The organism is Cyanobium gracile UHCC 0281 (assembly GCF_034931305.1).
GTDB lineage: Bacteria > Cyanobacteriota > Cyanobacteriia > PCC-6307 > Cyanobiaceae > Cyanobium > Cyanobium gracile_A.
This window is the reverse complement of record NZ_JAYGHY010000001.1, coordinates 20298-42471: the sequence shown is the minus strand read 5'-3', so window position 1 is coordinate 42471 and position 22174 is coordinate 20298. Positions and strand designations below refer to the sequence as shown.

27 protein-coding genes are annotated in these 22174 nt (G+C 69.3%); 11 read left to right on the top strand and 16 right to left on the bottom strand.

Features of this window, described 5'->3' with window-relative positions:
• Position 1 precedes the first annotated feature (1 nt).
• The gene (locus tag VB739_RS00235) at positions 2–271 is read right to left on the bottom strand and encodes a hypothetical protein (RefSeq protein ID WP_323355145.1); all 270 of its coding nucleotides are present in this window, start codon (positions 269–271) and stop codon (positions 2–4) included.
• Positions 272–384: 113 nt separating this feature from the next.
• Between VB739_RS00235 and VB739_RS00230 the strand changes: the two genes are divergently transcribed.
• Positions 385–672: a DUF6439 family protein gene (locus tag VB739_RS00230; RefSeq protein WP_323355144.1), complete on the top strand. Its 288-nt coding sequence runs from the start codon at positions 385–387 to the stop codon at positions 670–672.
• Here VB739_RS00230 and VB739_RS00225 read toward each other — a convergent pair.
• On the bottom strand, positions 638–1063 hold the full coding sequence (locus VB739_RS00225; protein WP_323355143.1) for an ATP-binding protein: 426 nt from the start codon (positions 1061–1063) through the stop codon (positions 638–640). The genes VB739_RS00230 and VB739_RS00225 overlap by 35 nt on opposite strands.
• 32 nt (positions 1064–1095) lie before the next feature.
• Positions 1096–1842: a GUN4 domain-containing protein gene (locus VB739_RS00220; RefSeq protein WP_323355142.1), complete on the bottom strand. Its 747-nt coding sequence runs from the start codon at positions 1840–1842 to the stop codon at positions 1096–1098.
• Between the two features lie 125 nt (positions 1843–1967).
• Between VB739_RS00220 and psb28 the strand changes: the two genes are divergently transcribed.
• The 3 genes from psb28 to VB739_RS00205 are packed head-to-tail and all read left to right on the top strand — an operon-like array spanning position 1968 to position 4416.
• Positions 1968–2342, top strand: coding sequence for a photosystem II reaction center protein Psb28 (gene psb28 / locus VB739_RS00215; protein WP_323355141.1), 375 nt, complete (start codon positions 1968–1970; stop codon positions 2340–2342).
• Positions 2339–3412 (top strand): AI-2E family transporter, encoded by a 1074-nt coding sequence (locus VB739_RS00210; protein ID WP_323355140.1) that lies wholly within the window; start codon positions 2339–2341, stop codon positions 3410–3412. The genes psb28 and VB739_RS00210 overlap by 4 nt, the downstream gene beginning before the upstream one ends.
• Positions 3409–4416 (top strand): AI-2E family transporter, encoded by a 1008-nt coding sequence (locus VB739_RS00205; RefSeq protein ID WP_323355139.1) that lies wholly within the window; start codon positions 3409–3411, stop codon positions 4414–4416. Before VB739_RS00210 ends, VB739_RS00205 begins: the two co-directional genes overlap by 4 nt.
• Positions 4417–4444: 28 nt before the next feature.
• On the opposite strand, the gene VB739_RS00200 is transcribed toward VB739_RS00205, so the two are convergent.
• The 7 genes from VB739_RS00200 to rsmA form a co-directional block, all read right to left on the bottom strand.
• Positions 4445–4624 carry a hypothetical protein gene (locus tag VB739_RS00200; RefSeq protein ID WP_416233277.1) on the bottom strand — a complete coding sequence of 60 codons (180 nt, stop codon included), beginning with the start codon at positions 4622–4624 and terminating at the stop codon, positions 4445–4447.
• A gap of 41 nt (positions 4625–4665) precedes the next feature.
• Entirely contained in the window at positions 4666–5619 is a 954-nt protein-coding gene (secF, locus tag VB739_RS00195; protein ID WP_323355137.1) for a protein translocase subunit SecF, read from the bottom strand.
• 9 nt (positions 5620–5628) lie between these two features.
• The gene (secD, locus tag VB739_RS00190; RefSeq protein WP_323355136.1) at positions 5629–7155 is read right to left on the bottom strand and encodes a protein translocase subunit SecD; all 1527 of its coding nucleotides are present in this window, start codon (positions 7153–7155) and stop codon (positions 5629–5631) included.
• A 1-nt stretch (position 7156) separates the two neighbouring features.
• The gene (locus VB739_RS00185) at positions 7157–8140 is read right to left on the bottom strand and encodes a pyruvate dehydrogenase complex E1 component subunit beta (protein WP_254990647.1); all 984 of its coding nucleotides are present in this window, start codon (positions 8138–8140) and stop codon (positions 7157–7159) included.
• A gap of 155 nt (positions 8141–8295) precedes the next feature.
• Entirely contained in the window at positions 8296–8598 is a 303-nt protein-coding gene (locus tag VB739_RS00180) for a DUF3082 domain-containing protein (protein WP_323355135.1), read from the bottom strand.
• A complete protein-coding gene (gene ispE / locus VB739_RS00175; protein ID WP_323355225.1) occupies positions 8595–9545 on the bottom strand; it encodes a 4-(cytidine 5'-diphospho)-2-C-methyl-D-erythritol kinase in 951 nt (316 codons plus the stop codon). The genes VB739_RS00180 and ispE overlap by 4 nt, the downstream gene beginning before the upstream one ends.
• Positions 9546–9550: 5 nt before the next feature.
• Positions 9551–10396, bottom strand: coding sequence for a 16S rRNA (adenine(1518)-N(6)/adenine(1519)-N(6))-dimethyltransferase RsmA (gene rsmA / locus VB739_RS00170; RefSeq protein WP_323355134.1), 846 nt, complete (start codon positions 10394–10396; stop codon positions 9551–9553).
• 78 nt (positions 10397–10474) lie between these two features.
• Here rsmA and VB739_RS00165 point away from each other — a divergent pair, with 78 nt between their 5' ends.
• Positions 10475–10762, top strand: a complete 288-nt coding sequence (locus VB739_RS00165) for a hypothetical protein (RefSeq protein WP_323355133.1) — start codon at positions 10475–10477, stop codon at positions 10760–10762.
• A 25-nt stretch (positions 10763–10787) separates the two neighbouring features.
• On the opposite strand, the gene VB739_RS00160 is transcribed toward VB739_RS00165, so the two are convergent.
• The 3 genes from VB739_RS00160 to VB739_RS00150 all read right to left on the bottom strand — a co-directional run bounded on the left by VB739_RS00160 (position 10788) and on the right by VB739_RS00150 (position 13361).
• On the bottom strand, positions 10788–11153 hold the full coding sequence (locus VB739_RS00160) for a YraN family protein (RefSeq protein ID WP_323355132.1): 366 nt from the start codon (positions 11151–11153) through the stop codon (positions 10788–10790).
• A gap of 76 nt (positions 11154–11229) precedes the next feature.
• The gene (locus VB739_RS00155; protein WP_323355131.1) at positions 11230–11724 is read right to left on the bottom strand and encodes a DUF2721 domain-containing protein; all 495 of its coding nucleotides are present in this window, start codon (positions 11722–11724) and stop codon (positions 11230–11232) included.
• Between the two features lie 14 nt (positions 11725–11738).
• A complete protein-coding gene (locus VB739_RS00150; protein ID WP_323355130.1) occupies positions 11739–13361 on the bottom strand; it encodes a GGDEF domain-containing phosphodiesterase in 1623 nt (540 codons plus the stop codon).
• Positions 13362–13499: 138 nt separating this feature from the next.
• Between VB739_RS00150 and VB739_RS00145 the strand changes: the two genes are divergently transcribed.
• Genes VB739_RS00145 through VB739_RS00130 form a run of 4 tightly spaced genes read left to right on the top strand, consistent with a single transcriptional unit; the run spans position 13500 to position 16087 of the window.
• A complete protein-coding gene (locus VB739_RS00145) occupies positions 13500–14015 on the top strand; it encodes a pentapeptide repeat-containing protein (RefSeq protein ID WP_323355129.1) in 516 nt (171 codons plus the stop codon).
• Positions 14016–14025: 10 nt separating this feature from the next.
• Positions 14026–14439, top strand: a complete 414-nt coding sequence (locus VB739_RS00140; protein WP_323355128.1) for a hypothetical protein — start codon at positions 14026–14028, stop codon at positions 14437–14439.
• Between the two features lie 44 nt (positions 14440–14483).
• A complete protein-coding gene (locus VB739_RS00135) occupies positions 14484–14810 on the top strand; it encodes a S24 family peptidase (RefSeq protein WP_323355127.1) in 327 nt (108 codons plus the stop codon).
• Positions 14807–16087: a Y-family DNA polymerase gene (locus tag VB739_RS00130; protein WP_323355126.1), complete on the top strand. Its 1281-nt coding sequence runs from the start codon at positions 14807–14809 to the stop codon at positions 16085–16087. Before VB739_RS00135 ends, VB739_RS00130 begins: the two co-directional genes overlap by 4 nt.
• 10 nt (positions 16088–16097) lie before the next feature.
• Here the strand turns inward: VB739_RS00130 and VB739_RS00125 are convergent, their stop codons facing one another.
• Complete coding sequence (locus tag VB739_RS00125) at positions 16098–17096, bottom strand: sensor domain-containing diguanylate cyclase (protein WP_323355125.1); 999 nt, start codon at positions 17094–17096, stop codon at positions 16098–16100.
• A 73-nt stretch (positions 17097–17169) separates the two neighbouring features.
• Positions 17170–19254, bottom strand: coding sequence for a DNA primase (gene dnaG / locus VB739_RS00120; RefSeq protein WP_323355124.1), 2085 nt, complete (start codon positions 19252–19254; stop codon positions 17170–17172).
• A 156-nt stretch (positions 19255–19410) separates the two neighbouring features.
• Here dnaG and VB739_RS00115 point away from each other — a divergent pair, with 156 nt between their 5' ends.
• Both VB739_RS00115 and VB739_RS00110 read left to right on the top strand, forming a co-directional pair.
• Entirely contained in the window at positions 19411–20325 is a 915-nt protein-coding gene (locus VB739_RS00115; protein ID WP_323355123.1) for a DMT family transporter, read from the top strand.
• Positions 20326–20354: 29 nt separating this feature from the next.
• Positions 20355–21734: a cation:proton antiporter gene (locus tag VB739_RS00110; protein WP_323355122.1), complete on the top strand. Its 1380-nt coding sequence runs from the start codon at positions 20355–20357 to the stop codon at positions 21732–21734.
• Here VB739_RS00110 and VB739_RS00105 read toward each other — a convergent pair.
• Positions 21700–22161: a hypothetical protein gene (locus VB739_RS00105; RefSeq protein ID WP_323355121.1), complete on the bottom strand. Its 462-nt coding sequence runs from the start codon at positions 22159–22161 to the stop codon at positions 21700–21702. The genes VB739_RS00110 and VB739_RS00105 overlap by 35 nt on opposite strands.
• Positions 22162–22174 lie beyond the last annotated feature (13 nt).

The following is a 22174-nucleotide window of genomic DNA, read 5'->3' as shown; positions in this document are numbered from 1 at the left end:
TTCAGGGACGCAACAGCCAGGCCAACAGCAGCCCCAGCCCCCCCCAGCGCAGGGCCGACCAGAAGCGTTCGCTATGCCGGCTGCTCGGCAGCAGGCCGTCGGGGAGTGGATCCAGCAGCCTCTGGGCCAGCTCGAGCTTCTGCCGCCGCCGCCGCAGGGTCACACCCGTAGGGGCAACGGCCCCCGGGCGGCCGGCGATGCTCAGCACCGCCGCCAGATGGTGCAGCAGTCCGGGTGGCGGTGAGCGACGGGGGCGCAGGAGGCGGCTCATGGCGGCGCGATCGACAGGGCGAGGCCCGAAACGACAGGATGGGGCCACTGCGGTCCGATCGTCCAGTGGCAGCCACCAGCGTTCCAGACGAAACGGCGTCTCCTTCCGGTGCTTTGATTCCGTCGCACCGGTCGTGGCCACCGGAGGCCCTGCCCCTGGCCGAACGCCTGCATCGCCAGCTCAGCATCGGTGATCGGGACTGGCATGCCCTCAAGCACCAGCGCTCCCGGCGCGCGGCCGAACAGGTGGCGGCGGCCCTGGTTCAGCTTCTGGCCGCTGATGAGCCGGCCGCCCGTGCGGCCACCGAAGGTCGGCGCAGCGCGATCGCCCTGCTGGAGAACGCCCAGGCCTGGCTGCGGGCCGAGATCAGCGATCCAGGCTGTCCGGCCCACGGCCGCTGACCACAGCCCGCCGTGCCGCCAGCTGCAGCCGGTTGCCCCGGCCGCTCCAACGCACGTCATCGAAACAGTGATGAATCAGGAACAGGCCCCGGCCGGAGGGGGCATCCTGCTGGCAGGGCAGGGAACGGCGGCGGGCATGGGGCGGAAGCCCGGGGCCTTCGTCCTGCACCTGCCAGATCACCCAGCGCGGGGTGACGATGCGGCGAACCCTCAGGCACTTGCCGGGATCACAGCCGTTGCCGTGACGCACGGCATTGACCAGGGCCTCCTGCAGACCGAGCTGCAGCTCCGCCTGGCGGAGCGCGCAGCCAATGGGTTCAAGAAGCAACTCCACCAGCGGGGCCAGCTGCAGGGTGGAGGGGGTGATGTAGTCGGCCCAGCGGAGCTGCATGCAGCAGGAAGTCCAGTTCGCCTCACCGGAACCTAACGCGCGCGCCCGGCAGGCGCCTCCCCCAGGCGGGCCTGTATGGCGGGATGTTGCAGAACCGCGTCCATCAACCGCACGCCCCGCAACTGGTTGATCAGGGGCATGTGACCCTCCGGCGCGTCCAGCGCCCACTGGAAGGAGCCCGGGTAACGGGTCCAGGTGCCGTCGCTCTTCCAGCCGAGCCGGGGCCAGAGCCGATCCCACTGCCCCTGACACACCTGCAGCAGGCGGGCCTGGACCGAGAACCCGAAACGCCCCTGGGAGTAGCAGCACCAGAGACGGTCGAGACTGGTGAGGTCGGTGGCCGGCATCGCCGCAACCTCGCTGTAATAGACGTAGCCGCGCCGCATGGCCGGCTCACCGGCCAGCTGGCGCAGGTGCTCACTGGTGAGGCGATCGGCCGCCTCGAAGGCCTGCCGCATCAGATGGTGTTGCAGCGGCGCGTAGTCGAGGCCGGCGACGCTGGCGACGGCGAGCCAGCCCTCGGGGTGGCGCGCCAGCCAGGCCTCCTGCCGGGCTGTTTCCCCGCAGGCCAGCAGCAGCTGGATCAGATGGCCGGCGGCCCAGTCGTCACCCGTGGCATCGAGCCGGTCCAGCCGGTCCGGGATCCGATCCAGCAGGTCGGAGCCGGCCTGCTCGAGCGAGCCCAGGAGGCTGCGGCGCTGACGGGGCGAGCCTGCCAGGAAGCGCTCCAGCAGCTGATCGGCATCAACGGTGCTGGAAACCGGAGGACCGGAAAGCATGGGAAAACGACCAGCCGAAAAGGCAGCATGGTGGATCCCACTATGTCAGGGCCGATGGGCACTGGATCCTGGGGCGTGGGGGACGGGTTCGGGCTCTGCCTAAAGTCCTCTTTTCAGCGAGTGCCATGGCCGCCGCCATTCAGTTCTTCCGCGGGGTGGACGAGACGGTCGTGCCCGACATCCGCTTGACCCGATCCCGGGATGGCCGCACCGGCCAGGCCACCTTCATCTTCGAGGAGCCCGAGGCCCTGGCCCCCCAGGCGGTGGGTGACATCACCGGGATGTTCATGCTCGATGAGGAGGGCGAGATGGTGACCCGGGAGGTGAAGGCCCGCTTCGTCAACGGCAAGGCCAGCGCCCTGGAAGCCACCTACACCTGGAAGAGCACCGCCGATTTCGAACGCTTCATGCGCTTTGCGCAGCGGTACGCCGACGGCCATGGCCTCGGATTCGCCGGCCAGGGCGACGAGCCGGCCGAGGAGGCTCAGGAGGAGGTTTGAAATTCGGCCAGTGGCTGGGCCTGATCGCCCTGCTGGCGGCGCTGGTTCTGCTGTGGAGCCTGCGGGACGCCCTGATCCTTCTGTTCGCCGCCGTGGTGCTCGCCATGGCCCTGTGCACCCTGGTGGGCGCCATCCGGGAGCGCCTCGGCGTGGCCAGGCCCATCGCCCTGCTCCTGGCCCTGCTGCTGGTGACGCTGGTGGTGCTGGTGGTGGCCACGGTCGTGATCCCCCCCTTCATCAATGAGTTTCGGCAGCTGGTGCTGCAAGTGCCCAAGGCCTGGAACGAGCTGCTGACACTGATGCGGCACTCCCTCCAGGGCGCTTCGCAGATGATCTATGGCCGCACCGACGGAAGCCTCGACTGGTTGAAACCCACCCTGTCGATTCCCCCCACCCTCCCCCCTGACCTGCTGGGACGGCTCGGCGGCGGGGCGATCGGCCTGGTGGGCGTGGCCGGCAATCTTGGCGCCGCTCTGCTCCAGACGCTGTTCGTGGTGGCCGTCTCCCTGATGATCGCCGCCCAACCCAGCGGCTACCGGGAGGCCCTGCTGCTGCTGGCGCCCTCCTTCTACCGGCGGCGCCTGCGCCAGGTGCTGGTGTCCTGCGGCACCGCCCTGAGCAGCTGGATGGTGGGGGTGCTGATCAGCTCCGTCTGCGTGGGCCTGCTGGCGGCCATCGGCCTGTCCGTGCTGGGCGTCAAGCTGGTGGCGGCCAATGCCCTGCTGGCCGGCCTGCTCAACGTCATCCCCAACGTGGGACCGACGCTCAGCACGATCTTCCCGATGTCGGTGGCGCTCCTGGATGCCCCCTGGAAGGCCGTGGCCGTCCTGGTGGTTTACGTGGTGATCCAGAACCTCGAGAGCTATGTCATCACCCCGTCGGTGATGCACCATCAGCTGCAGCTGCTGCCGGGGCTCACCCTCACCGCCCAGCTCCTGTTCACCCTGCTGTTCGGCCCCCTCGGCCTGCTGCTGGCCCTGCCTCTGGCGGTGTGTCTGCAGGTGTTGCTGCGGGATGTGCTGATCCATGACATCCTCGATCCCTGGAAGCGGGAACGCCAGCAGACATGAAGGCACGCACCCTGCTCGGGGCCCTGGCCCTGGTGGCGCTGTTCCTGCTGCTCTGGGAACTGCGCTGGGTGCTGTTGGTCCTCTTCGGCGCCGTGGTGCTGGCGGTGGCTCTGGATGTGCCCACCAGCCTGCTGCGGCGGCTCACCCGTCTGAACCGGGGGGCGGCCCTGTCGCTGGTGCTGCTGGTGCTGCTCGTGATCGGCTGGCTGCTGGGCCATCTGCTGCTGCCGGAGCTGATCGACCAGATCCGCCAGTTCAGCCAGCTGGTCCCCCAGCTGATTCAGCGGCTCGGCGACATCGCGCCCAGGACCCCCCTGCTGCGCGACCTGGAGCGGCAGCTGGGCGATGGAACCCTCTTGGATCGGCTTCAACCCCTGGGCAGCCAACTGCTCGGCGTCGCCGGCGGCGCCGCCAACAGCACCATCCAGCTGCTGCTGATGCTGTTGCTGGCCATCCTGATGGCGCTCGATCCGGTCAGCCACCAACGCCTGGTGATTGCCGCCACGCCCCGCTTCTACCGGCGGCGCATGGAACAGTTGCTGGCCGAATGCCGCGAAGCCCTCGGTGGCTGGCTGGCGGGGATGACGATCTCGGGCACGGTGGTGTTCATCACCACCTGGGCGGGGCTGGCCCTGCTGCAGGTGCCCCTGGCGCTGCTCAGCGGCCTGGTCTGCGGGCTGCTCACCTTTGTGCCCACGATCGGACCCACCGTCGCCACCCTGCTGCCACTGGCCGTCGCCCTGCTGATCTCACCGGCGAAGGTGGTCCAGGTGCTGGTGCTGCGGCTGCTGTTGCAGAACGGCGAAGCGTTCCTGCTTACCCCCCTGCTGCTGAGCCGCACCGTCAACCTGCTGCCGACGGTGGCCCTGATGGCCCAGTTGAGTCTGGGGGCCCTGCTGGGATTGCCCGGGCTCCTGCTGGCCCTGCCCCTGGTGGTGGTGCTGCAGGTGGCGTGCGAAGAGGTGCTGGTCCGAGACGTGATGGACCGCTGGGATCTGACCTGAGCAGCACCAGCCTTCCGTCCTGATCGGCTCAGCCGCGGGAGCGGCGGTAGTGGTGCCAGAGCGACGGCTGGCTGACCAGGACGGCCACGGCCAGCAGATGGGAGCGGACGGCGGCCGTGAGGGAGGTCAGGGTGAAGTGATCCCAGAGCAGGATCAACTCCACCCGCAGATCGATCAGGGCCAGCACCAGAAGCACCAACGGCAACATGGACCAGCCACGCCGGCCCCCCTCGACACGATCGAGGCCCCTCATCGTTTGGAGAGCAAGGGCAGCAGGGTGGGAGCCACACCGATGCTCGACCAGCTGCCGACAGCGATGCCGACGGTGAGGGCCACCGCGAACCAGAACAGGGTGCTGCCGCCGAAGAAGATCAGGGCCACCAAGGGCAACAGGGTGGTGAAGGAGGTATAGAGCGAGCGGGTGAGGGTGGCATCCACGGCCACGTCCACCTGGTCCAGCAGGGAAAGGTCGGCCAGGGTGCGGCGTTGTTCACGGATCCGGTCGTAGACCACCACGGTGTCGTTGACCGAGTAGCCGGCGATCGTGATCAGGGAAACGGCAAACAGGGAATCCACTTCGATGCCCTGCAGCAGGCCCAGCCAGGCGAACAGGCCGCAGGTGATCAGCACGTCGTGGGCCAGACACAGCAGGGCCAGGACAGCGAAGATGCCGCTGTAGCTGAAGGAGATGTACACCGAGATCCCCACGAAGCTGACCAGCAGGGAGATGAGGCTGCCCCGCAGCAGGCGCGAGCCAAGGGTGGGGCCGATCGTGTTCACCGAAGTGCCGCTCTTGAGCAGCGGTCCGAACTTGCTTGCCAGGTCATCGACCAGTGCCGTGCTCTGGTCGGCCTCGAGGGCCGGCAGGCGCAGCAGCAGGGAACGGCCGCCATCCAGCACCTGAACGGAAGCACTGCTCAGGTTGGGAGCTCGATCGCCTTCGGATGAGGGCAGGTTGAGGCCGCTCAGACCCTGGCGAATCTCGGCGGCGCTGATCGCCGTGCAGGGGGCACAGTCGCGCTCCACCTGCACCTGGGTGCCGCCGGTGAAATCGAGGCCGGGCCGCAGGGGTGCGCGGATGGCCGGGTTCAGCCAGCAGAGCGTCAGGCCCAGCACGCTGAGTCCGCAGGCCAGGGCCGATCCCAGCCAGGCCAGGCGCCGGTAGCGGCTGATGCGGAAGCGGGGGGTGGGGGCGGGGGTCATGGCAGTCATTCAGGCCAGACCCGCCTGGGCCGCTCCGGACTTGGCGGGGGGCAGCTGGCGGGCAGGCAGGAAATAGGTGGGGCGCCGCAGGGCGGGATAGCTCATCAACAGGCGCAGCAGGGTTCGGGTGCAGGTGAGGGCGGTGAACAGGCTCAGCAGCAGACCGATCGCCAGGGTGACGGCGAAACCCTTCACCAGGCCGGTGCCCAGGAAAAACAGCGCCCCGCAGCTGATCAAGCCGGTGGCGTGGCCGTCGAAGATCGAGGAAAAGGCCAGGGAAAATCCCGTGTCGATCGAGCGGATCAGGGTGTTGCCGCCGCGCAGTTCCTCCTTGATGCGCTCGAAGATCAGCACGTTGGCATCCACGGCGATCCCCACCGAGAGGATGAAGCCGGCAATGCCAGGCAGGGTGAGGGTGACGGGGATGAGGGCGTAGATCGCCAGGTTGAACAGGGCGTAGAGGCTCAGGGCCACCACCGCAACGATCCCGGGCAGGCGGTACACCACCGCCATGAACACGGCCACCAGCACCAGACCCGACAGGCCCGCCACCAGGCTGGAGCGGATGTTCTCGGCCCCCAGCGAGGGCCCGACCGTGCGCACCTCAACGATCTTGACCGGCAGGGGCAGGGAGCCACCCCGCAACTGGACCTCCAGATCGCGGGCCTCTTCGGCACTGAAGTTGCCCGTGATCGAGGCGGAACCACCGGTGATGCCGGCCAGCTTGAACTGCTCGCCGACGCTGGCCTCACTGATCGAGCGGCCATCAAGGACGATGCCCAGCACCCGGCCGGTACCAGCGATCGACTGGGTCAGGGAGGCGAATTTTTCACCGCCTTCCCGGTTGAAGCCGAGGGTCACCTCCCAGCCGGTGCCGGTGGCCTGCTGCTGGCGACCGGCGCTGGTGAGGTCCTTGCCGGTGATCAGTGGCGGCCCGTAGAGGCCAAGGAGGCGGCGGTTCGTTTCCCGCAGCAACAGCTCAATCTGGTCCACCTCGCTGCTGCCGGCGGGCACCGAAATGCCGAGGGAGGTGAGCGCCTTGGTCAGATCCTCGGGCGAAAGCGTGGGTGCTTCCGGCGGTGGCGGTGCCGTGGGGGCATCGCTGGAGGAGGGGGGGCGCTTGGCGCGCAGCACCGACTCCGCCTGGCGTTTGAGAGCCAGCAGACCGCGCATCTCCTCCTCGGTGCCGGGCTTCTGGGCGCGGAACTCGAGCAGGGCCGTGCTGCCGAGGACCCGGGCCGCCTGGCTGGGATCCTGCTCGCCGGGGAGCTGCAGCACCAGCTGGTCGTTGCCCACCGCCTGGAGGGTGGATTCGGCCACCCCGAGTCCGTTGATGCGCCGTTCCAGCACGTCCTTGACGGCCTCCAGCTGCTCGGTGTCCACCCGGGTGATGGCGCCGGCAGGCATCACCTGGAGGGTGAGCTGGCTGCCGCCACGCAGGTCGAGACCGAGCTGCAGTCCGTAGTTCGAGAGCAGGGCGCCGGAGGCGATGGTGAGGGCGAGGATGAGGGCGAACCAGCCCTGTTGGCGTCCCATTTCAGCGACGGCCCGCTTTCAGGTCGAGCGCCGCCGCGACGATCTGATGCGGCTGGATGATCGTGAGGTTCTCCAGATTGCCGTTGTACGGCGTGGGGATGTCCTGGGACGACAGCCGCAGGGGCCGGGCATCGAGATCGTCGAAGCAGTGCTCCGTGATCAGGGCGATCAGTTCGGCACCGATGCCGCCCGTTTTCATGCACTCCTCCACCACCACCACCTTGTGGGTCTTGCGGATCGAGCGGGCGATGGTCTCCATGTCGAAGGGCTTGAGGCTGATCAGGTCGATCAGTTCGACATCAACGCCCTCGGCCTCCAGCTGCTCCACCGCCTTGAGGCAGTGGTGCCGCATGCGGGAGTAGGTGAGGATCGTGACGTCCTTGCCTTCGCGCACCACCTCGGCCTGGTCGAGGGCGCAGATGTAGTCGCCTTCGGGAATGTCTTCGCTGAGGTTGTAAAGCAGAACGTGCTCGAAGAAGAGCACGGGATTGTTATCGCGGATGGCGGCCTTCATCAGGCCCTTGGCGTTGGTGGGGGTGCTGACCGCCACGATCTTGATGCCTGGAACGGCGTGGAAGTAGGCCTCGAGGCGCTGGCTGTGCTCGGCACCCAGCTGGCGGCCGACGCCCCCGGGACCGCGCACCACGGCGGGGATGGTGTAGTTGCCGCCGCTGGTGTAACGCAGCATCCCCATGTTGTTGGAGATCTGATTGAAGGCGAGCAGCAGGAAGCCCATGTTCATCCCTTCCACGATCGGCCGCAGGCCGGTCATGGCGGCACCGACGGCCATGCCCGTGAAGCTGTTCTCGGCGATGGGGGTGTCCAGCACCCGCAGTTCGCCGTACTTCTCACAGAGGTCCTTGGTGACCTTGTAGGAGCCACCGTAATGGCCCACGTCCTCGCCCATGACACAGACATGGGGGTCGCGCGCCATCTCCTCGTCGATGGCTTCGCGCAGGGCGTTGAACAGAAGAGTTTCAGCCACGGAGCAGGGGCCTGTGCGCGGCCAACCTATCTCAGCCGCCGGCGGCGAAGGTGCTGAGCAGCAGGACCGACAGGAGCATGCCCGGCAGCAGCAGAACCACCAGCAGACCCAGGTCGTGGGGAGTCATCGGGGGGAAGGACGGCGGCGGTGGCAGCTTAGGAAGGGGATTCCGCTTCAGCCGGCAACAGGCTGCGGATGAACACCAGGAACAGCCCCAGGCCGATGAAGGCAAAGGTGAAGGTGGCCAGGAAGCACATCCCCACCATCAGGGTCTTCATCGCCGTGGCAATGCTCTGGGCGAAGGCCGAATCGAAGTGGGGCGGATGGGTCACGTACCAGCCCACCACCCGCTGGCTGACACCCAGGCTCAGCCAGGCCAGCAGGCCACTGGTAAGGGAGCCGGACAGGAAGCTCAGCGGTCCCTTGCGCGGCGGCGGGGTGGGTTGTTCGTCCGTCATGGTGGGGATCCATCCGTCACCAGGCTGACACCGGACCCGCCGCAACGGCAGCACCAGGAGGCGAAACCGAGGGCGTCGAGCTCTCCCGCCAGGGTGATCCGGGCCGCCTCGGCGGCGGCCAGGTCGGGGTAGAGCGCGTACAGGCTCGGTCCGGAACCGCTCATCGCCACGGCCAGGGCCTCCGGGCCCAGGCGCAGCAGATCGAGGCCCGAGCGGACGCTCTCCACCTCCGGCGCCACCACCGACTGGAGGTCGTTGCGCAGGGGTGGCAAGGGGCCGGGGGCAGCCAGGGCGGCCAGCAGGGGGCCGTGGCGCAGGGCCTGGCGCCGCTGCTCGAAGTCCGTCTCGCTCTCCAGGTAGAAGTCGCCACGCAGCTCCCGGCAGCGGCCGTAGGCCCAGGGGGTGGACACGCTGGCCTGCGGGTGCTTGAGCAGCAGCACCGCCCGCTCCGCCACCTGCTGCTGCGGCACGGGCTCGAGCCGTTCTCCGCGGCCGAAGCAGAGCTGGGTGCCGCCCTGAAGGCAGAAGGGCATGTCGGAACCCAGCTTGGCCGCCAGGCCATGGAGCCTCTCGGTGCCCAGGCCCAGACCCCAGAGGGCATCCAGACCCACCAGGGCAGCCGCCCCATCGCTTGAGCCGCCCGCCAGGCCCGCGCCGATGGGGATGCGCTTGTGCAGCGTGATCTCCACCCCCAGTTCCGGAAGGCCGACCCGGGAGCGCAGCAGGTCCGCCGCCTTGACGATCAGGTTGGTGCCGTCGGTGGGCAGATCCGCGTTGTCGCAGTGCAGCCGGATCATGGCGTCGGCGCTGGCGCGCAGCACCAGGCTGTCGGCCAGGTCGATGCTCTGCATCACCATCGCCAGCTCGTGGTATCCATCGGGCCGCAGGCCCAGCACCTCGAGGTGCAGGTTGATCTTGGCGGGGGCCCGCACCGTCACATCTGCCATCGGGGTCATGCTCCGCCGGATTCGGCGCTGCTGGAGCGATTCAAGCCGGTGGCGAGCGCGAGCCACTGGGCGGGCGCCAGCTCCTGGGGCCGCTGCTGCAGATCGACCCCGGCGGCGGCGGCCAGCTCCAGCAGGGCCGGCGCCGGCAGCAGGCCCGCCAGGGTGGTGCGCAGCATCTTGCGCCGTCCGGCGAAGCAGCGCGTCAGCAGCCGCTCCACCGCCAGGGCCTGGGCCAGCGGCGGCAGGGACTCCGGCGGGACGGGCTCGATCACGATCACCTCCGAGGTGACCTTCGGCGGCGGCGAGAAGCAGCGGGGCGGCACCGTGCAGACACTGCTGCAGCGGGCCAGCAACTGCATCCGCACGCTGAGGGCCGAAAAGGCGCTGCTGCCGGGCCGCGCACGGATGCGCTGCCCAACCTCCTGCTGCACCAGCAGCACCAGTCGCTCAAAGCGGCAGGGGGCCGGCCGGCCGAGGCGGCCCACCAGCACCTCCAGCAACGGGCCGGTGATGTTGTAAGGGATGTTGGCGACCACCTTGGTGGGCATGGGCCGTTCGGGGCAGGGCAGGGCCAGTTCGAGCACGTCACCCTCGATCAGGCTGAAGCGCCCATCAGCGCCGAACTGCTGCCGCAGGCCCACCACCAGATCCCGGTCCAGCTCCACCGCCAACAGCGACGCCACCGGCGAGGCCAGCAACCGTTCCGTCAGGGCGCCCCGCCCCGGGCCCACCTCCAGAACGTGGTCGGCACCGTGCAGGTCGGCGGCCGCCACGATGCGATCGAGGATCTGGGGATCGGTGAGCCAGTGTTGCCCGAAGCGCTTGCGGGCCCGGTGGCCGCTGAAGGTCATGGAGGCGCCGGCAGGTCTCCCCAGATTGCAGGGCCGTCAGACCTGGCTAGAGGTGGAGCAGCGTTCCCCCCTTCCGCCATGGCCCATGGTTTCCGCCTGACCGGCGCCCTGTTGGCCGGCAGCCTTGCCCTGCTGGCGGCCCCCGCCCGTGCCGGCAGCGTCACCGCCGAATCGATCTTCGACCGTCAGGCCACCCGCCAGCAGGCCAAGAGCCAGGTGCCCAAGGGCGCCACCGTGACCCGCACAGTGTGCGAGGACCTGGAGGTGGGCATGGACAACACCCGCTACCGCTGCACGGTCTTCTACACAACGGCTCCGGCCAGCCCAGCACCAGCCACAACGGTTCCGGCCACCAGCCAGCCCTGAGCCGGGGCACCCAGCGCGCAGAGCCTTAATCGCCCAGCCGGATCCAGCGCACCGGCGCCGGCGAAGGCGGCAGCGGCACCAGGGCGGCCACCTGCTCCACCGGCGTCCGCTCCCAGCGGGGATGGGCCGCCAGCCAGCAGTCCCAGGCCCGCGCCAGCCGCTGGCGCTTCGGCCACCGCAGCGCAGCCGTGCCCGAGCCATCGAGACCCGAGCGCCGGCGCCCCTTCACCTCCACCAGCAGCAGGCGGCCTGGCTTGTGAAGCACCAGATCCAGCTCCCCCCAGCGGCAGCGCCAGTTGCGCTCCAGCAGCTGCCAGCCCCGGAGCCGCAGCAGCCGCAGCACCCGCTGCTCCGCCCAGGCTCCCTCTCGCTGGGCGGGGCTGGGGGGCATGGTGGCCAAAGCTGCTGCTGCAGGCTTCCCTGCGGCCGTCAAGCCAGGGGGCGGTGCAGCAAGGGGCCGAAGGTGCTCAGTAGTACCGGCGGGGGTTCTGGCTGATGGCCAGCTGCACCTCCACCAGGAACAGCAGCAGGCCCACGATCATGGCGCCCATGGCCGCCACGAACAGCGGCACCACGATGGCGGTGACATCGAGGGCCGCCACGGCACTGATGAACAGCACCGCCACCACAGCCGCCACCAGCAGGGCGGTGACGGTGACCGCCAGGATCGCCCGGTTGATCAGGAAGGTGCGGCGCCGCTGCACCGCCAGCACCTGCTCCAGCCGCTCGCCGTCCTCCGGATCGGCCTCCGGCTTGGCCTGGCTCTTCGCCAGGGTCTCCTGAATGACGCGGGTGCGGTCGATGATCCGGGCCAGCCGGGAGCTGAACAGGCTCAACAGCCCGGTGACGCCGGTGAACAGGAACACCGGCGCCACCGACAGCTGGATCGCCTTGGAGAGGCCGGCCACGGAGCGCCCATCCCCCACGTCCACGGACAGCAGCAGCGGGACCATCCAGTGCATGCTGTCGAGACCGCTCAGGCCGCTGGAGTGATCTGGCTCTGGAGCAGGGCCTCCAGTTCCAGATCCGACAGGGGTGCCGACAGCTGGTAGCCCTGACCGTGGCGGCAACCGAGGGTGAGCAGCATCTGCCGCTGGCGGGAGCGTTCCACCCCCTCCACCACCACCATGATTCCGGTGGCGTCGCTGAGACGGATCACGGCGCTGAGCATGGCCTGCTGCAGCTGGTCGTAGTCGATCGCGGAGATCAGGCTCCTGTCGATCTTGACCTCACTGAAGGGCAACTCGGTGAGCCGCTGCAGCCCCGAATAGCCGGTGCCGAAATCATCCATGGCCAGCTCGAACCCCTGGCGCCGGAGGTCCCGCAGCTGGTTGGCGACGTGGTTCGACATCTCCAGGATGCTGCCTTCGGTGAGCTCCAGAACGATGCGACCGGGGGTCAGCTGGTGGCGTTCCAGGGCCATCAGCAGGTCGCTGCTCCAGGTGGGGTCCTGCACCTGGAGGGGCGAGACATTGACGCAGATCTTGGCCAGCTGCAGCCCGGCCACATCCCAGCGGTGCAGGGCCTCTAACGCCCGCTCCATCACCCAGCGCCCCAGGGACGAGATCTGGGCCGTGGCCTCGGCCACGTCGATGAAATCGGCGGGGGACTGGCGGCCCAGCACCGGATCATCCCAGCGGCAGAGCACCTCGGCGGCGATCACCCGCCCGGATTCCAGCTCGATGATCGGCTGGTAGGCCAGCTCCAGCTGTTCCTGCTCGATCGCCAGGGCCAGGGGACGGGCCAGCAACTCCTGCAGCTGAACCGACCGCTCCACCGGCGAGGCGATGCAGCAGCTGGGGAACGGCTGGCGATGGGTTTCCTCCAGCGCCCGGGTGGCGGCCTCCAGCAGAACGGCGAAGTCGTTGCCGTCGTCCGGGGCGCGGCTGATGCCCACGTTCAGCGAGGGCTCGATGACGTGCTCCAGTACCGTGGTGGGCGCCTCCAGGCTGGAGAGCAGCGCGCCGGCCATGTCCCTTACGGCGTCGATGCCCATCGCGCCCGGCAGCAGGGCCAGCAGGCGATCGCCCCCTTGGCGGGAGAAGAAGCCACCAGCCGGAAGGGCCGCCTCCAGCCGGTGGGCAATCTCCTCGATCAAGGCCTCGCAGGCGGCGATGCCCAACCGGCCACGCACCAGGTCGAGCTGCAGCACCTGCAGATGCAGCAGGACGGCGCCATCCGCGTAGCGGGCCGCCACCAGATCATCCAGGTCAGCCAGGGTCACCCGCTGGTCGAGCAGCTCCAGCAGGCACCAGACCCCACCCGTCCCACCGCTGGCCGGCAGGCGGGTGAGGGACAGGGGAATCGCCCCATCAGCCACCGGGGAGCCGGCCAGTTCGCTGCTCAGGCTGGCCACGGCACCCTGCAGCAACGGCGCCACCTCAGCGGCGCAGAGCTCCTGCAGGCCCCGCTGGCGCAACGCCTCCAGGTCCAGCCCCGAACGCCGGCAGAACGCCCCATTGGCCGCCAGGATCTCGCCCAGGCCGTCCGCCAGGGCCGCCGGCCTCTCGATCCTCTCCAGCAGGCCCTCGACCGCCCCGATTCCTGATCGCTGGACATCCCCGGGTTGGAGGTCCTTTGGTTGGAGGTCCTGGTCCATCCACGGCTGCGGAGATCGAACGGGACGGAGATCCGTGCCCGCTCCACGCTAGTCGCCCTGTCCCCATCGGCATTGCTTCGCGGGCCGCGGAGTGGGGCGGAGCCCTTTCCTAGGCTGATCTCCTTCGCTCCATCCCCGATGGCGAGCCCCCTCTCCCCGCCGCTCTCCCTGCCCCGGTTCCTGACTCTGCTGCTGTCCCTGGTCCTGGGCGGCCTGCTGCTGCTGGCCGGCCCCCATCCGGTGGCAGCGGCCATGGACTATGCCAAGCAGGTGCTGATCGGCGCCGATTTCCATGGCGCCGATCTGCGCGGCGTCACCTTCAACCTCACCAACCTGCGCGACGCCGATCTCTCGGGGGCCGATCTGCGCGGCGCCAGCCTGTTCGGCGCCAAGCTCCAGGACGCCGACCTCAGCGGCAGCGACCTGCGGGACGCCACCCTGGATTCGGCCGTGTTCGAGGGCACCGACCTCCGCAACGCCCGCCTCGACGACGCCTTCGCCTTCAACACCAAGTTCCGCGGGGTGCGCATCGACGGCGCCGACTTCACCAACGTGCCCCTGCGCGGTGATGCCCTCACCAGCCTCTGCGCCGCCGCCAGCGGCACCAACCCCGCCAGCGGCCGGCTCACCCGCGACACACTGAACTGCAGCTGAGCCCGCCCCGATGAGCTTCGATGCCCGCAGCCGCGAACGGCTGGAGGCCCTCGGCCGCCAGCTGCCCAGCAAGCTTCCCGCTCCGCCCCCGCCCACCCCGACGGCCGGCGAGGCGACCCCGGGCAGCCGGGCGGTCGACCGCCGCCATGCCGTCGAAACCGAGCAGGACCCCGAGAAGCTGTTCCGCGGGCTGATGGACGTCAGCGCCGACGGCAGCGTGCCGCCCCACCTGCTGGAGCGGCTGCGGCAACTGGAGGTGCCTCCCCCCACCCGCACCCCTGCCAGCAACGACCTCGCTGGCGACCGCCAGCGTCCTGCCAACAGCGGCCGCCGCCGCACCCAGACCCCCCGTCCCTCGGCCGGCGATCCCGAGCTGGACCTCTACACCGCCTTCCAGCAGCTGCTGCTCGAAGACGACCTTTGACCAGTACATCTGTACTAAGATAAGGACCGCCGCCCGGGGCCGGGATGGGGGTCGACCTCAACGAACAGCTGAACCTCCACCCCGGCCGCACCCTGCTGCTGCGCGTCTGCGGCGACTCGATGCTCGGTGCCGGCATCCGCCATGGCGACCTGCTCGTCGTCGACCGGGAGGCCACGCCCCGGTCCGGCCGCATCGTGGTGGCCCTGCTGGAGGGGGGATTCACCCTCAAGCGCCTGGTGCGCCGGGGGGCGCACTGGTGGCTGGAGCCCGCCAACCCCGCCTACCCGCCCCTGGCCCTCGGTGGCAGCGACGACGACCGCCTCTGGGGCGTGGCCGTGCACGTGATCCGTTCGCTGCCGGGGGGTCGATGAGCCAGGCCACCGTCCTGGTCGACGGCAACAACTTCTACGCCTCCTGCGAAGCCGCCCTCGACCCCTCCGTGATCGGAAAGCCCCTGGTGGTGCTCTCCAACAACGACGGCTGCATCGTCTCCCGCAGCGCCGAGGCCCGTGCCATGGGCATTCCCATGGGCACCCCCTGGTTTCAGGTGCGCCACGACCTGGAACGCCGCGGTGTGATCGTGCGCAGTTCCAACTACGGCCTCTACGCCGACATGAGCCAGCGGCTGATGGCCAGCCTCGAAGCCTGGGTGGAGGAGCTGGAGATCTATTCCATCGACGAGGCCTTCGGTCGCCTGCACCGCCCCCCCGGCGACGGCGACCTCACCGCCTGGGGGAAAGACCTGCGCCGGCAGGTGCGCCGCCAGCTGGGCCTGCCGGTGGCGGTGGGCATCGCCCCCACCAAGGTGCTGGCCAAGATCGCCAACCGCATCGCCAAACGCGACCTCTCCCATGGCGGCGTGTTCGATCTGGGCCAGGTCGGGGATCCGGGCCCCTGGCTGGAGGCCATCGCCATCGAGGACGTCTGGGGCATCGGCCGCAAGTTGTCCCGCTGGTGCCGGTTGCGGGGCATCAGCCAGGCCCGGGCCCTGCGCGACATGCCGAGCGGCGAACTGCGGCACCGCTGTGGCGTCGTGGGGGTGCGCCTGCAGCAGGAGCTGCGCGGCCACAGCTGCCTGCCCCTGGTGGCCGTGCCGCCGGCGAAGCAGGAAACCTGCGTCAGCCGCAGTTTCAGCGAACCGGTCACCAGCCTCGAGGGTCTGCGGCAGGCGATCGCCACCTACCTCAGCCGGGCCTGCGAGAAGCTGCGCCGCCAGGGGCAGCGGGCGGGCAGCGTCACGGTGTTCGTGCGCAGCAGCCCCTTCAACGGCACCCGCTTCTACGCCAATGCCGCCACCGTCTCGCTGCTGCTGCCCAGCAACGACACCGCCGTGCTGCTCGCCGCCGCCCTGCCCCTGGCCGAGCGGCTGTTCCGGCCCCACAAGCCGCTGCAGAAGGCCGGCGTCCTGCTGCAGGATCTGCAGCCGGTGGGGCTGCTGCAGCACCATCTGCTGGCCCCGCTGCCACCGGAGCAGCAGCAAAGGCGCGAAGCCCTGATGGCCACCGTCGACGGCCTCAACCGCCGCTTCGGCAGCGGCACCGTGCAGTGGGCCGCCTGCGGCCTGCGACCCCGCTGGACCATGCGCCGCTCGCGCCTGTCGAGGGCCGCCACCACCCGGCTGAGCGATGTGCCGGTGGTGCGGGCCTGAGGGTCACAAGTCAGGGTCCGTCGAAGAGGCTGGCGATCTGGTTGCGACCGTTGCCCTTGGCCAGCTCGAGGGCCCGCCCAGCGCGGTGGATCAGGTCGGAGAGGCGTTGATCCGAGGGGGACAGGACGGTGAGGCCACCGCTGATGGTCAGACGAAAGTCGGAATGGCTGTAGACGCCGGGCAGGTGGGCGACGGCGGTGCGCAGGCCATCCGCCAGGGCCATGGCCTGATCGCGCTGGATCCCCACCAGCAGCAGGGCGAACTCGCCATCCCCCAGGCGGGCGGCGAAGTCCTGCGGCTGAAGAAAGGTGCGCGCCAGCTGGACCACGTCGGTGAGCACCTGGTCGCCGGCGAGGTGCCCCCAGCGGTTGTTGATCAGGCGCAGATTGTCGAGATCGAAGAGGAGCAGCGACAGGGGGTGCTGGTCGCGGCGGGCACGCTCGAACTCCCGCTCACCAATGCTCAGAAAGGTGTGACGGGTGGGCAAGCCAGTGACCGGGCAGAGGTGGGCCAGGCGCCGCAGCTCCAGCTCACGCATCGCCAGCTGGGCCAGGCGATGCAACAGCTCGCGCTGCTCCGGGCCAAGTTCACGGGGCTCCCGGTCAATGACGCAGAGGGTGCCGAGGTTGTGGCCCCCAGAGGTCTGCAGGGGCGCCCCGGCATAGAAGCGGATGTGGGGATCGGCGAAGACCAGGGGGTTGCTGCGGAAGCGCTCATCGGCGCGGGCATCGGGGACCACCATCACCTCGTCGTGGACGATGGCGTGGGCGCAGAGGGCCATTTCACGGGGAGTTTCGCGCACCGCGAGTCCCCGCCTGGCCAGAAACCACTGCCGATCGGCCTCCACCAGGGAGATGGCCACGATGGGTGTTCCGAAGATGGCTGCGGTCAGATCCAGGATGCGATCGAAATGCTCGTCACTGTCGGCATCGAGAATGCCGTAGCGCTCCAGCTCACGAAGCCGCTGGTCCTCGTCGGCGGGGACGGGGTAAGCCGGATAGGGAGCCATGGCAAGCCTGCATCCTCAGAAAATCTAGTCAGATCGGGCGCTGGCAAGCGGAATCTGGACAGAGATCCAGGCCTCAGGCCGCCGGCACGGCCAGGGTCTCCTCGTAGCCGGCGCGGCGGCCGTCATCCAGCTGGTTCAGGTAGCGGCGCTCGGCGTAATAGGCCTCCTGGAAACGCAGGGCGTCGCCGTTGAGGGCATCGAAGAGCTCGTGGATGCGGGTCTCCATGTCGAGGCCGCTGCCGGCCGCCGGCGTGGCGGGCCTTGGCGGGGGCGCCTGGCGCTCCTCCTCCAGCAGCCGGGCAATGCAGTGCTCCAGGGTCTGCAGCCGCTGACTCGACCAGGCATCGAGCAGATGACGGCAGCGCCGCAGCACCCGTTGCCGCTCCAGCGACGCCGTGGCCCCACGCAGCTGCAGGGGTGGATGGGCCAGGGCGAGACGCTGCACCTCGCTGGGCTCCAGCAGGGGGGTGAGCCGGCCCAGCAGGGCACTCTGCTCCACCAGCAGCCGGTCGCCCAGAAGCCGGGGCAGGTCGAGATCGGCCAGATCCAGCCCGGGATCGGTGCCCCGGTTGATGGCCTCGAGCCGACCGGCGCCGAGGTTGTCCTCCTCCAGCTCCCCGATGGCGGCCCAGAGCTGGCGGTGGTGCTGGAGGGCGAAGTCATCGAGTTCGCGGCGGCGCAGCTCGGCGCGGATGACGCCGCGCCAGGGGGCGCAATGGAGGTAGAGACGCAGGATCTCCGCCTCGGCCCGCTCCCGGTGCCCCACCTCGCCGGGTTGCTCCCATTTCAGCGAGCGGCCGTGCCAGCGCTGGCCCTTGACCTGCTGGCGCAGGTCCTCCTCCAGCTGGATGGCCAACCGGGCCTGCCCGCCCGAGAGGCGCTCGGCCACCTGCTGCAGGTAATGGCTGCGCACCGCCGACTGGGGCAACTTGCCCAGCAGCTGCACCAGAGCGGAAACGGCCTGCTGGAACTGGTCGGCCCGGGCCAGGTCCTTGCCGTCGAACACCTGCTCGATCTGCCAGTCGAGCCAGAGCGGGGCCTGATCGAGCAGGGAGCGGTACTCCCCGGGCCCGTGATCCACCAGAAACTCGTCCGGGTCCTTGCCGGAGGGCAGGTGCAGCACCCGCAGCTCCAGCTGGCCCTGCAGCGCCAGCTGCTCCACCTCGCCGATGGCCCGCTGGGCGGCGCGGACGCCCGCCCCGTCACTGTCGAAGTTGAGGATCAGCCGCCGGCCGTCGCAGCAGCGGCACAGCTGGGTGATCTGGCTGCTGCTGAGGGCCGTGCCGAGGGCCGCCACCGCATTGGTGATGCCGGCGGCGTGCAGGGCGATGACATCGAAGTAGCCCTCCACCACCACGGCCCGGTCGTCGCGGCGGATGGCGTCGGCGGCCCGATCCAGCCCGAACAGGTGCTTGCCCTTCTCGAACACCTCGGTTTCCGGGGAGTTGAGGTATTTCGGTTCGGCCCCGTCCAGCCCCCGGCCACCGAAGCCGATCACCCGCCCCTGACGGTCCCGGATCGGCACCATCACCCGGTCCCGGAAACGGTCGTAGAAGCCGCTGCCCCCCTTGCGGGCCACCACCAGACCGGCCGCCTCCAGGAGGTCGGCATCCAGGCCCTCCACCTGCTGCAGGTGCTGCAGCAGGCCATCCCAGCCGGCCGGGGCATAGCCCAGCTGGAAGGCTTCCAGGGTGGTTTCACTGAGGCCGCGCGTCTGGCGCAGGTAGGTGAGGGCCCCTGCCCCCTCGGGAGCGCGCAGCTGGCTCTGGAACCAGCCCGCCGCCAGGGCCAGCACCCGGTGCAGACGCTCGCGGCGGGAGAGCTGCTGGCGCAGCCGTTCCTGCTGGGGGCCGTCGAGGGTTTCGACCGGCAGCTGGTAGCGCCGCGCCAGATCGAGCACCACCTCGCTGAAGCTCGTGCGCTGCAGTTCCATCAGGAACTTGATGGCGTTGCCGCCAGCCCCGCAGGAGAAGCAGTAATAGAACTGCTTGGCGGGCGACACCGTCATCGACGGCGACTTGTCGTCGTGGAAGGGGCAGATCCCCACGAACTCCCTGCCCTTCTTCTTGAGCACCACGTGCTCCCCCACCACGTCGACGATGTCGGCCCGTTCCTTGACGGCCTCGATCGTGCGGGGGTGGAGACGGGGAAGACTCAAGAGTGCAGGCTCAAGACAGGGCGAGGCGAGCAGGGTGAAGGAGAGCCAGGGCGTGGGCGCCAGGCGTGGAGGAGGAGACGACGCGACGCCGACCCTATCGGTGGTGGTGGGCTTGGCGCCATTCTGGGGCCTGACACCACCGATGGAGATCACCGGGTGAACCGACCGCCCCAGGCCGAGCCCGGTGGAGCCCTGCCGGCCGGGGGCTGGATGCTGCTCAGCGCCCTTGCCTTCAGCCTGATGGTGGTGGGGGTGAAGCAGGTGGGCGACCGGCTGCCGATCGCCGAGGTGGTGCTGGCCCGGGCCCTGGTGAGCCTCGTGCTCAGCTACGGCATGGCCCGACGGCTCGGTGTGGATCCCTGGGGCCGGCGCCGGGGACTGCTGGTGCTGCGGGGCCTGGTGGGCAGTGCCGCCCTGTTCTGCGTCTATGCCGCCGTGGTGCACCTGCCCCTGGCCGCCGCCACGGTGCTGCAGTACCTCTACCCCACCTTCACGGCACTGCTGGCCTGGCTGCTTCTGGGCGAACGCCTCGGCCGGCGGGTGCTGCTGGCCATGGGGCTGGGTTGGCTGGGCGTGCTGCTGGTGGCCCAGCCCACGGCCACCTCGGCCCTGCCGGCCGCCTGGGTGGCCGTGGCGGTGGCCGGCGCCCTGCTCACCGCCGTGGCCTACGTGAGCGTGCGGAGCCTGGCCGAAAGCGAACATCCGGCCGTGATCATTTTCTATTTTCCGCTCGTGGCGCTGCCCATGAGCCTGCCCCTGGTGCTGCTCGATCCGGTGCTGCCGACGCCGGCCGAGTTGCTCTGGCTGCTGGGGGTGGGGGTGTTCACCCAGGTGGGTCAGGTGGGACTCACACGGGCCCTCACCCAGCTGCCGGCAGCCAGGGCCACGGCGATCAGCTACGTGCAGGTGGGATTCGCCGCCCTCTGGGGTTGGTGGATCTTCGGGGAAGCCATTGATCTGCCGACGGCGATCGGGGCGGCCCTGATCCTGATGGCCACGCTGATCTGTCTGGGCCAGGCAGCGGGGGTGACCAGAGCCGACAAATCCACACAGGACACCCCCCTACGATGACGGCGCCAGGTTGGGTTCCCTTGCTGTTGATGCCCCTGCCTGGTGCCTTCGATGCCTCGCTGGCCACGATGGTGGCCGTCAGTCAGGGAGCGGAGACGCCATTGATCAGGCCGCCGATCGCGCCCGGCATCGTCCCCCTGCCGCTGATGATGCTGACCATCGGCGGCATCTTTCTCGGCACCCTGGCCATCAGTCGTTTCTCCCTGAAGATCGGGGTGCCGGCGATTCTGGGCGTGCTGCTGTTCGGCCTGCTGATCAACCCCTCCGTCACCCTGTTCAGCCATGAGACGATCCTGCGACTGCAGGTTCTGAGTCTGTCGATCCTGCTGTTCAACGCCGGACTGGAAACCGATATCCGCTCGATTCGCGGCTTCCTCGAATACGGCATCATCCTGGCGGTGGGAGGCGTGATCCTCTCCAGCCTGATGTTGGGGATGATCATCTGGTTCGTGGCCTCCCCCGATGCCGGTGGCATCGAGCTCGGCTTCCGGCAGGTGCCGCTGGCCGTGGCGATGCTGGTCGCCGCCTGCCTGGGATCGACCGATGCGGGGGCCACGATGAACGTGTTGCAACTGGTGGCGCACGCGATCCCACGCAGGCTTTCGGCGCTGGTCCAGTTCGAATCCTCCGTGAACGATCCCACCGGCATCCTGTTTCTGGGCCTGGTGATCGGCCTGACGACGGTGCAGGGGCACAGCAGCGAGCACCAGGTGGTGGTCGAGCAGCTGCAGATGTTCCTGCAAAAGATCGGGTCGGGCCTTCTGATTGGCGTGGTCGTGAGCTACCTGGGGCGTTTCAGCCTCAACCGGCTGGTGCGTGATTCCAACCAGTTGCTGATCCTGGGTATCGCCATCGGCCTGATCTCCTACGGGGTGGCGGAGCTGATGGGCGGTTCCGGCTTCATCAGCGCCTACGTGGCGGGACTGATGCTGCGCAACCACACCTACAGCAACGAACGGATCTCGCCGGAAGCCCTGCAGCAGACCCTGCTGCCGTTCAACACCATGACCGAAATCACCGTCTTCCTGATCTTCGGCCTGAGCGTCCATCCCCTGGAGCTGCTGCCGGCGCTGCCGGAGGGCATTGTCGTCGCCCTCGCCATGATGCTGGTGGCCAGGCCGGCGAGTGTGCTGCTGCTGCAGCGCTTCTCCCCCTTCGCTCTGCGGGATTCACTGCTGGTGTCCTGGTGCGGTCTGCGGGGCGCCGTTCCGCTCGCCCTGAGTTTCGAGATGGTCGACGCCATCCCCAGGCTGCGCGGCATCGACCCTGCCTCGGTGCCGTCCCTGGTGCAGAACGCCGGCGGCATCGTCTTCTGTGTCGTGGTGATCAACCTGCTGGTGCAGGGCCTCACGCTTCCCCACGTGGCCCGCTGGCTCAGGCTTTCCGAGGAAGTGGCAGGGGCTCAGTGATCCAGTCCTGGCTGTTGCCGTCGCTGCTGCCGCTGGGGCGGGCCAGGCGCCAGCTTTCCCCCTTGGAGCCCCGCTGCAGGTAGAGCTCGAAGGGGCTGTCGACGCGAATGGCATCCCCCGGCAGGCGCCAGTCAAAGCGGCCGCTCAGATGCAGGCCCCGTCCCTCGCCGATGGCGATGGTCTCCTGCTGCTCGACCCGCACCCGGCTCACCTCGGGCAGGCCGCCCGCCTCCAGATCGAGGGCGCGGGCAATGGCGCCCTGAGTGAGCTGGATCTGCAGGGACAGGGCGTCAAGCAGCACGCCCCTGGGGGGCTGGGCGGCTCTGGTGCAGCCCCCCAGCACCAGCACCAGGGCCAGCAGAGGTGCCAGCACCGGCATCAGCAGCGACCGGGAGCGGCCAGGGGGGCTTGGCAGGAGGGGCAGCATGGGGGCTGACGCA

Excerpts from the sequence above, each read along its gene's own strand:
- VB739_RS00235 (WP_323355145.1), bottom strand. The coding sequence starts at position 271 with ATGAGCCGCCTCCTGCGCCCCCGTCGCTCACCGCCACCCGGACTGCTG.
- VB739_RS00225 (WP_323355143.1), bottom strand. The coding sequence starts at position 1,063 with ATGCAGCTCCGCTGGGCCGACTACATCACCCCCTCCACCCTGCAGCTG.
- VB739_RS00220 (WP_323355142.1), bottom strand. The coding sequence starts at position 1,842 with ATGCTTTCCGGTCCTCCGGTTTCCAGCACCGTTGATGCCGATCAGCTG.
- psb28 (WP_323355141.1), top strand. The coding sequence starts at position 1,968 with ATGGCCGCCGCCATTCAGTTCTTCCGCGGGGTGGACGAGACGGTCGTG.
- VB739_RS00205 (WP_323355139.1), top strand. The coding sequence starts at position 3,409 with ATGAAGGCACGCACCCTGCTCGGGGCCCTGGCCCTGGTGGCGCTGTTC.
- VB739_RS00200 (WP_416233277.1), bottom strand. The coding sequence starts at position 4,624 with ATGTTGCCGTTGGTGCTTCTGGTGCTGGCCCTGATCGATCTGCGGGTG.
- secF (WP_323355137.1), bottom strand. The coding sequence starts at position 5,619 with ATGACCCCCGCCCCCACCCCCCGCTTCCGCATCAGCCGCTACCGGCGC.
- secD (WP_323355136.1), bottom strand. The coding sequence starts at position 7,155 with ATGGGACGCCAACAGGGCTGGTTCGCCCTCATCCTCGCCCTCACCATC.
- VB739_RS00180 (WP_323355135.1), bottom strand. The coding sequence starts at position 8,598 with ATGACGGACGAACAACCCACCCCGCCGCCGCGCAAGGGACCGCTGAGC.
- ispE (WP_323355225.1), bottom strand. The coding sequence starts at position 9,545 with ATGGCAGATGTGACGGTGCGGGCCCCCGCCAAGATCAACCTGCACCTC.
- rsmA (WP_323355134.1), bottom strand. The coding sequence starts at position 10,396 with ATGACCTTCAGCGGCCACCGGGCCCGCAAGCGCTTCGGGCAACACTGG.
- VB739_RS00165 (WP_323355133.1), top strand. The coding sequence starts at position 10,475 with ATGGCCCATGGTTTCCGCCTGACCGGCGCCCTGTTGGCCGGCAGCCTT.
- VB739_RS00160 (WP_323355132.1), bottom strand. The coding sequence starts at position 11,153 with ATGCCCCCCAGCCCCGCCCAGCGAGAGGGAGCCTGGGCGGAGCAGCGG.
- VB739_RS00155 (WP_323355131.1), bottom strand. The coding sequence starts at position 11,724 with ATGCACTGGATGGTCCCGCTGCTGCTGTCCGTGGACGTGGGGGATGGG.
- VB739_RS00150 (WP_323355130.1), bottom strand. The coding sequence starts at position 13,361 with ATGGACCAGGACCTCCAACCAAAGGACCTCCAACCCGGGGATGTCCAG.
- VB739_RS00145 (WP_323355129.1), top strand. The coding sequence starts at position 13,500 with ATGGCGAGCCCCCTCTCCCCGCCGCTCTCCCTGCCCCGGTTCCTGACT.
- VB739_RS00140 (WP_323355128.1), top strand. The coding sequence starts at position 14,026 with ATGAGCTTCGATGCCCGCAGCCGCGAACGGCTGGAGGCCCTCGGCCGC.
- VB739_RS00135 (WP_323355127.1), top strand. The coding sequence starts at position 14,484 with ATGGGGGTCGACCTCAACGAACAGCTGAACCTCCACCCCGGCCGCACC.
- VB739_RS00130 (WP_323355126.1), top strand. The coding sequence starts at position 14,807 with ATGAGCCAGGCCACCGTCCTGGTCGACGGCAACAACTTCTACGCCTCC.
- VB739_RS00125 (WP_323355125.1), bottom strand. The coding sequence starts at position 17,096 with ATGGCTCCCTATCCGGCTTACCCCGTCCCCGCCGACGAGGACCAGCGG.
- VB739_RS00110 (WP_323355122.1), top strand. The coding sequence starts at position 20,355 with ATGCCCCTGCCTGGTGCCTTCGATGCCTCGCTGGCCACGATGGTGGCC.
- VB739_RS00105 (WP_323355121.1), bottom strand. The coding sequence starts at position 22,161 with ATGCTGCCCCTCCTGCCAAGCCCCCCTGGCCGCTCCCGGTCGCTGCTG.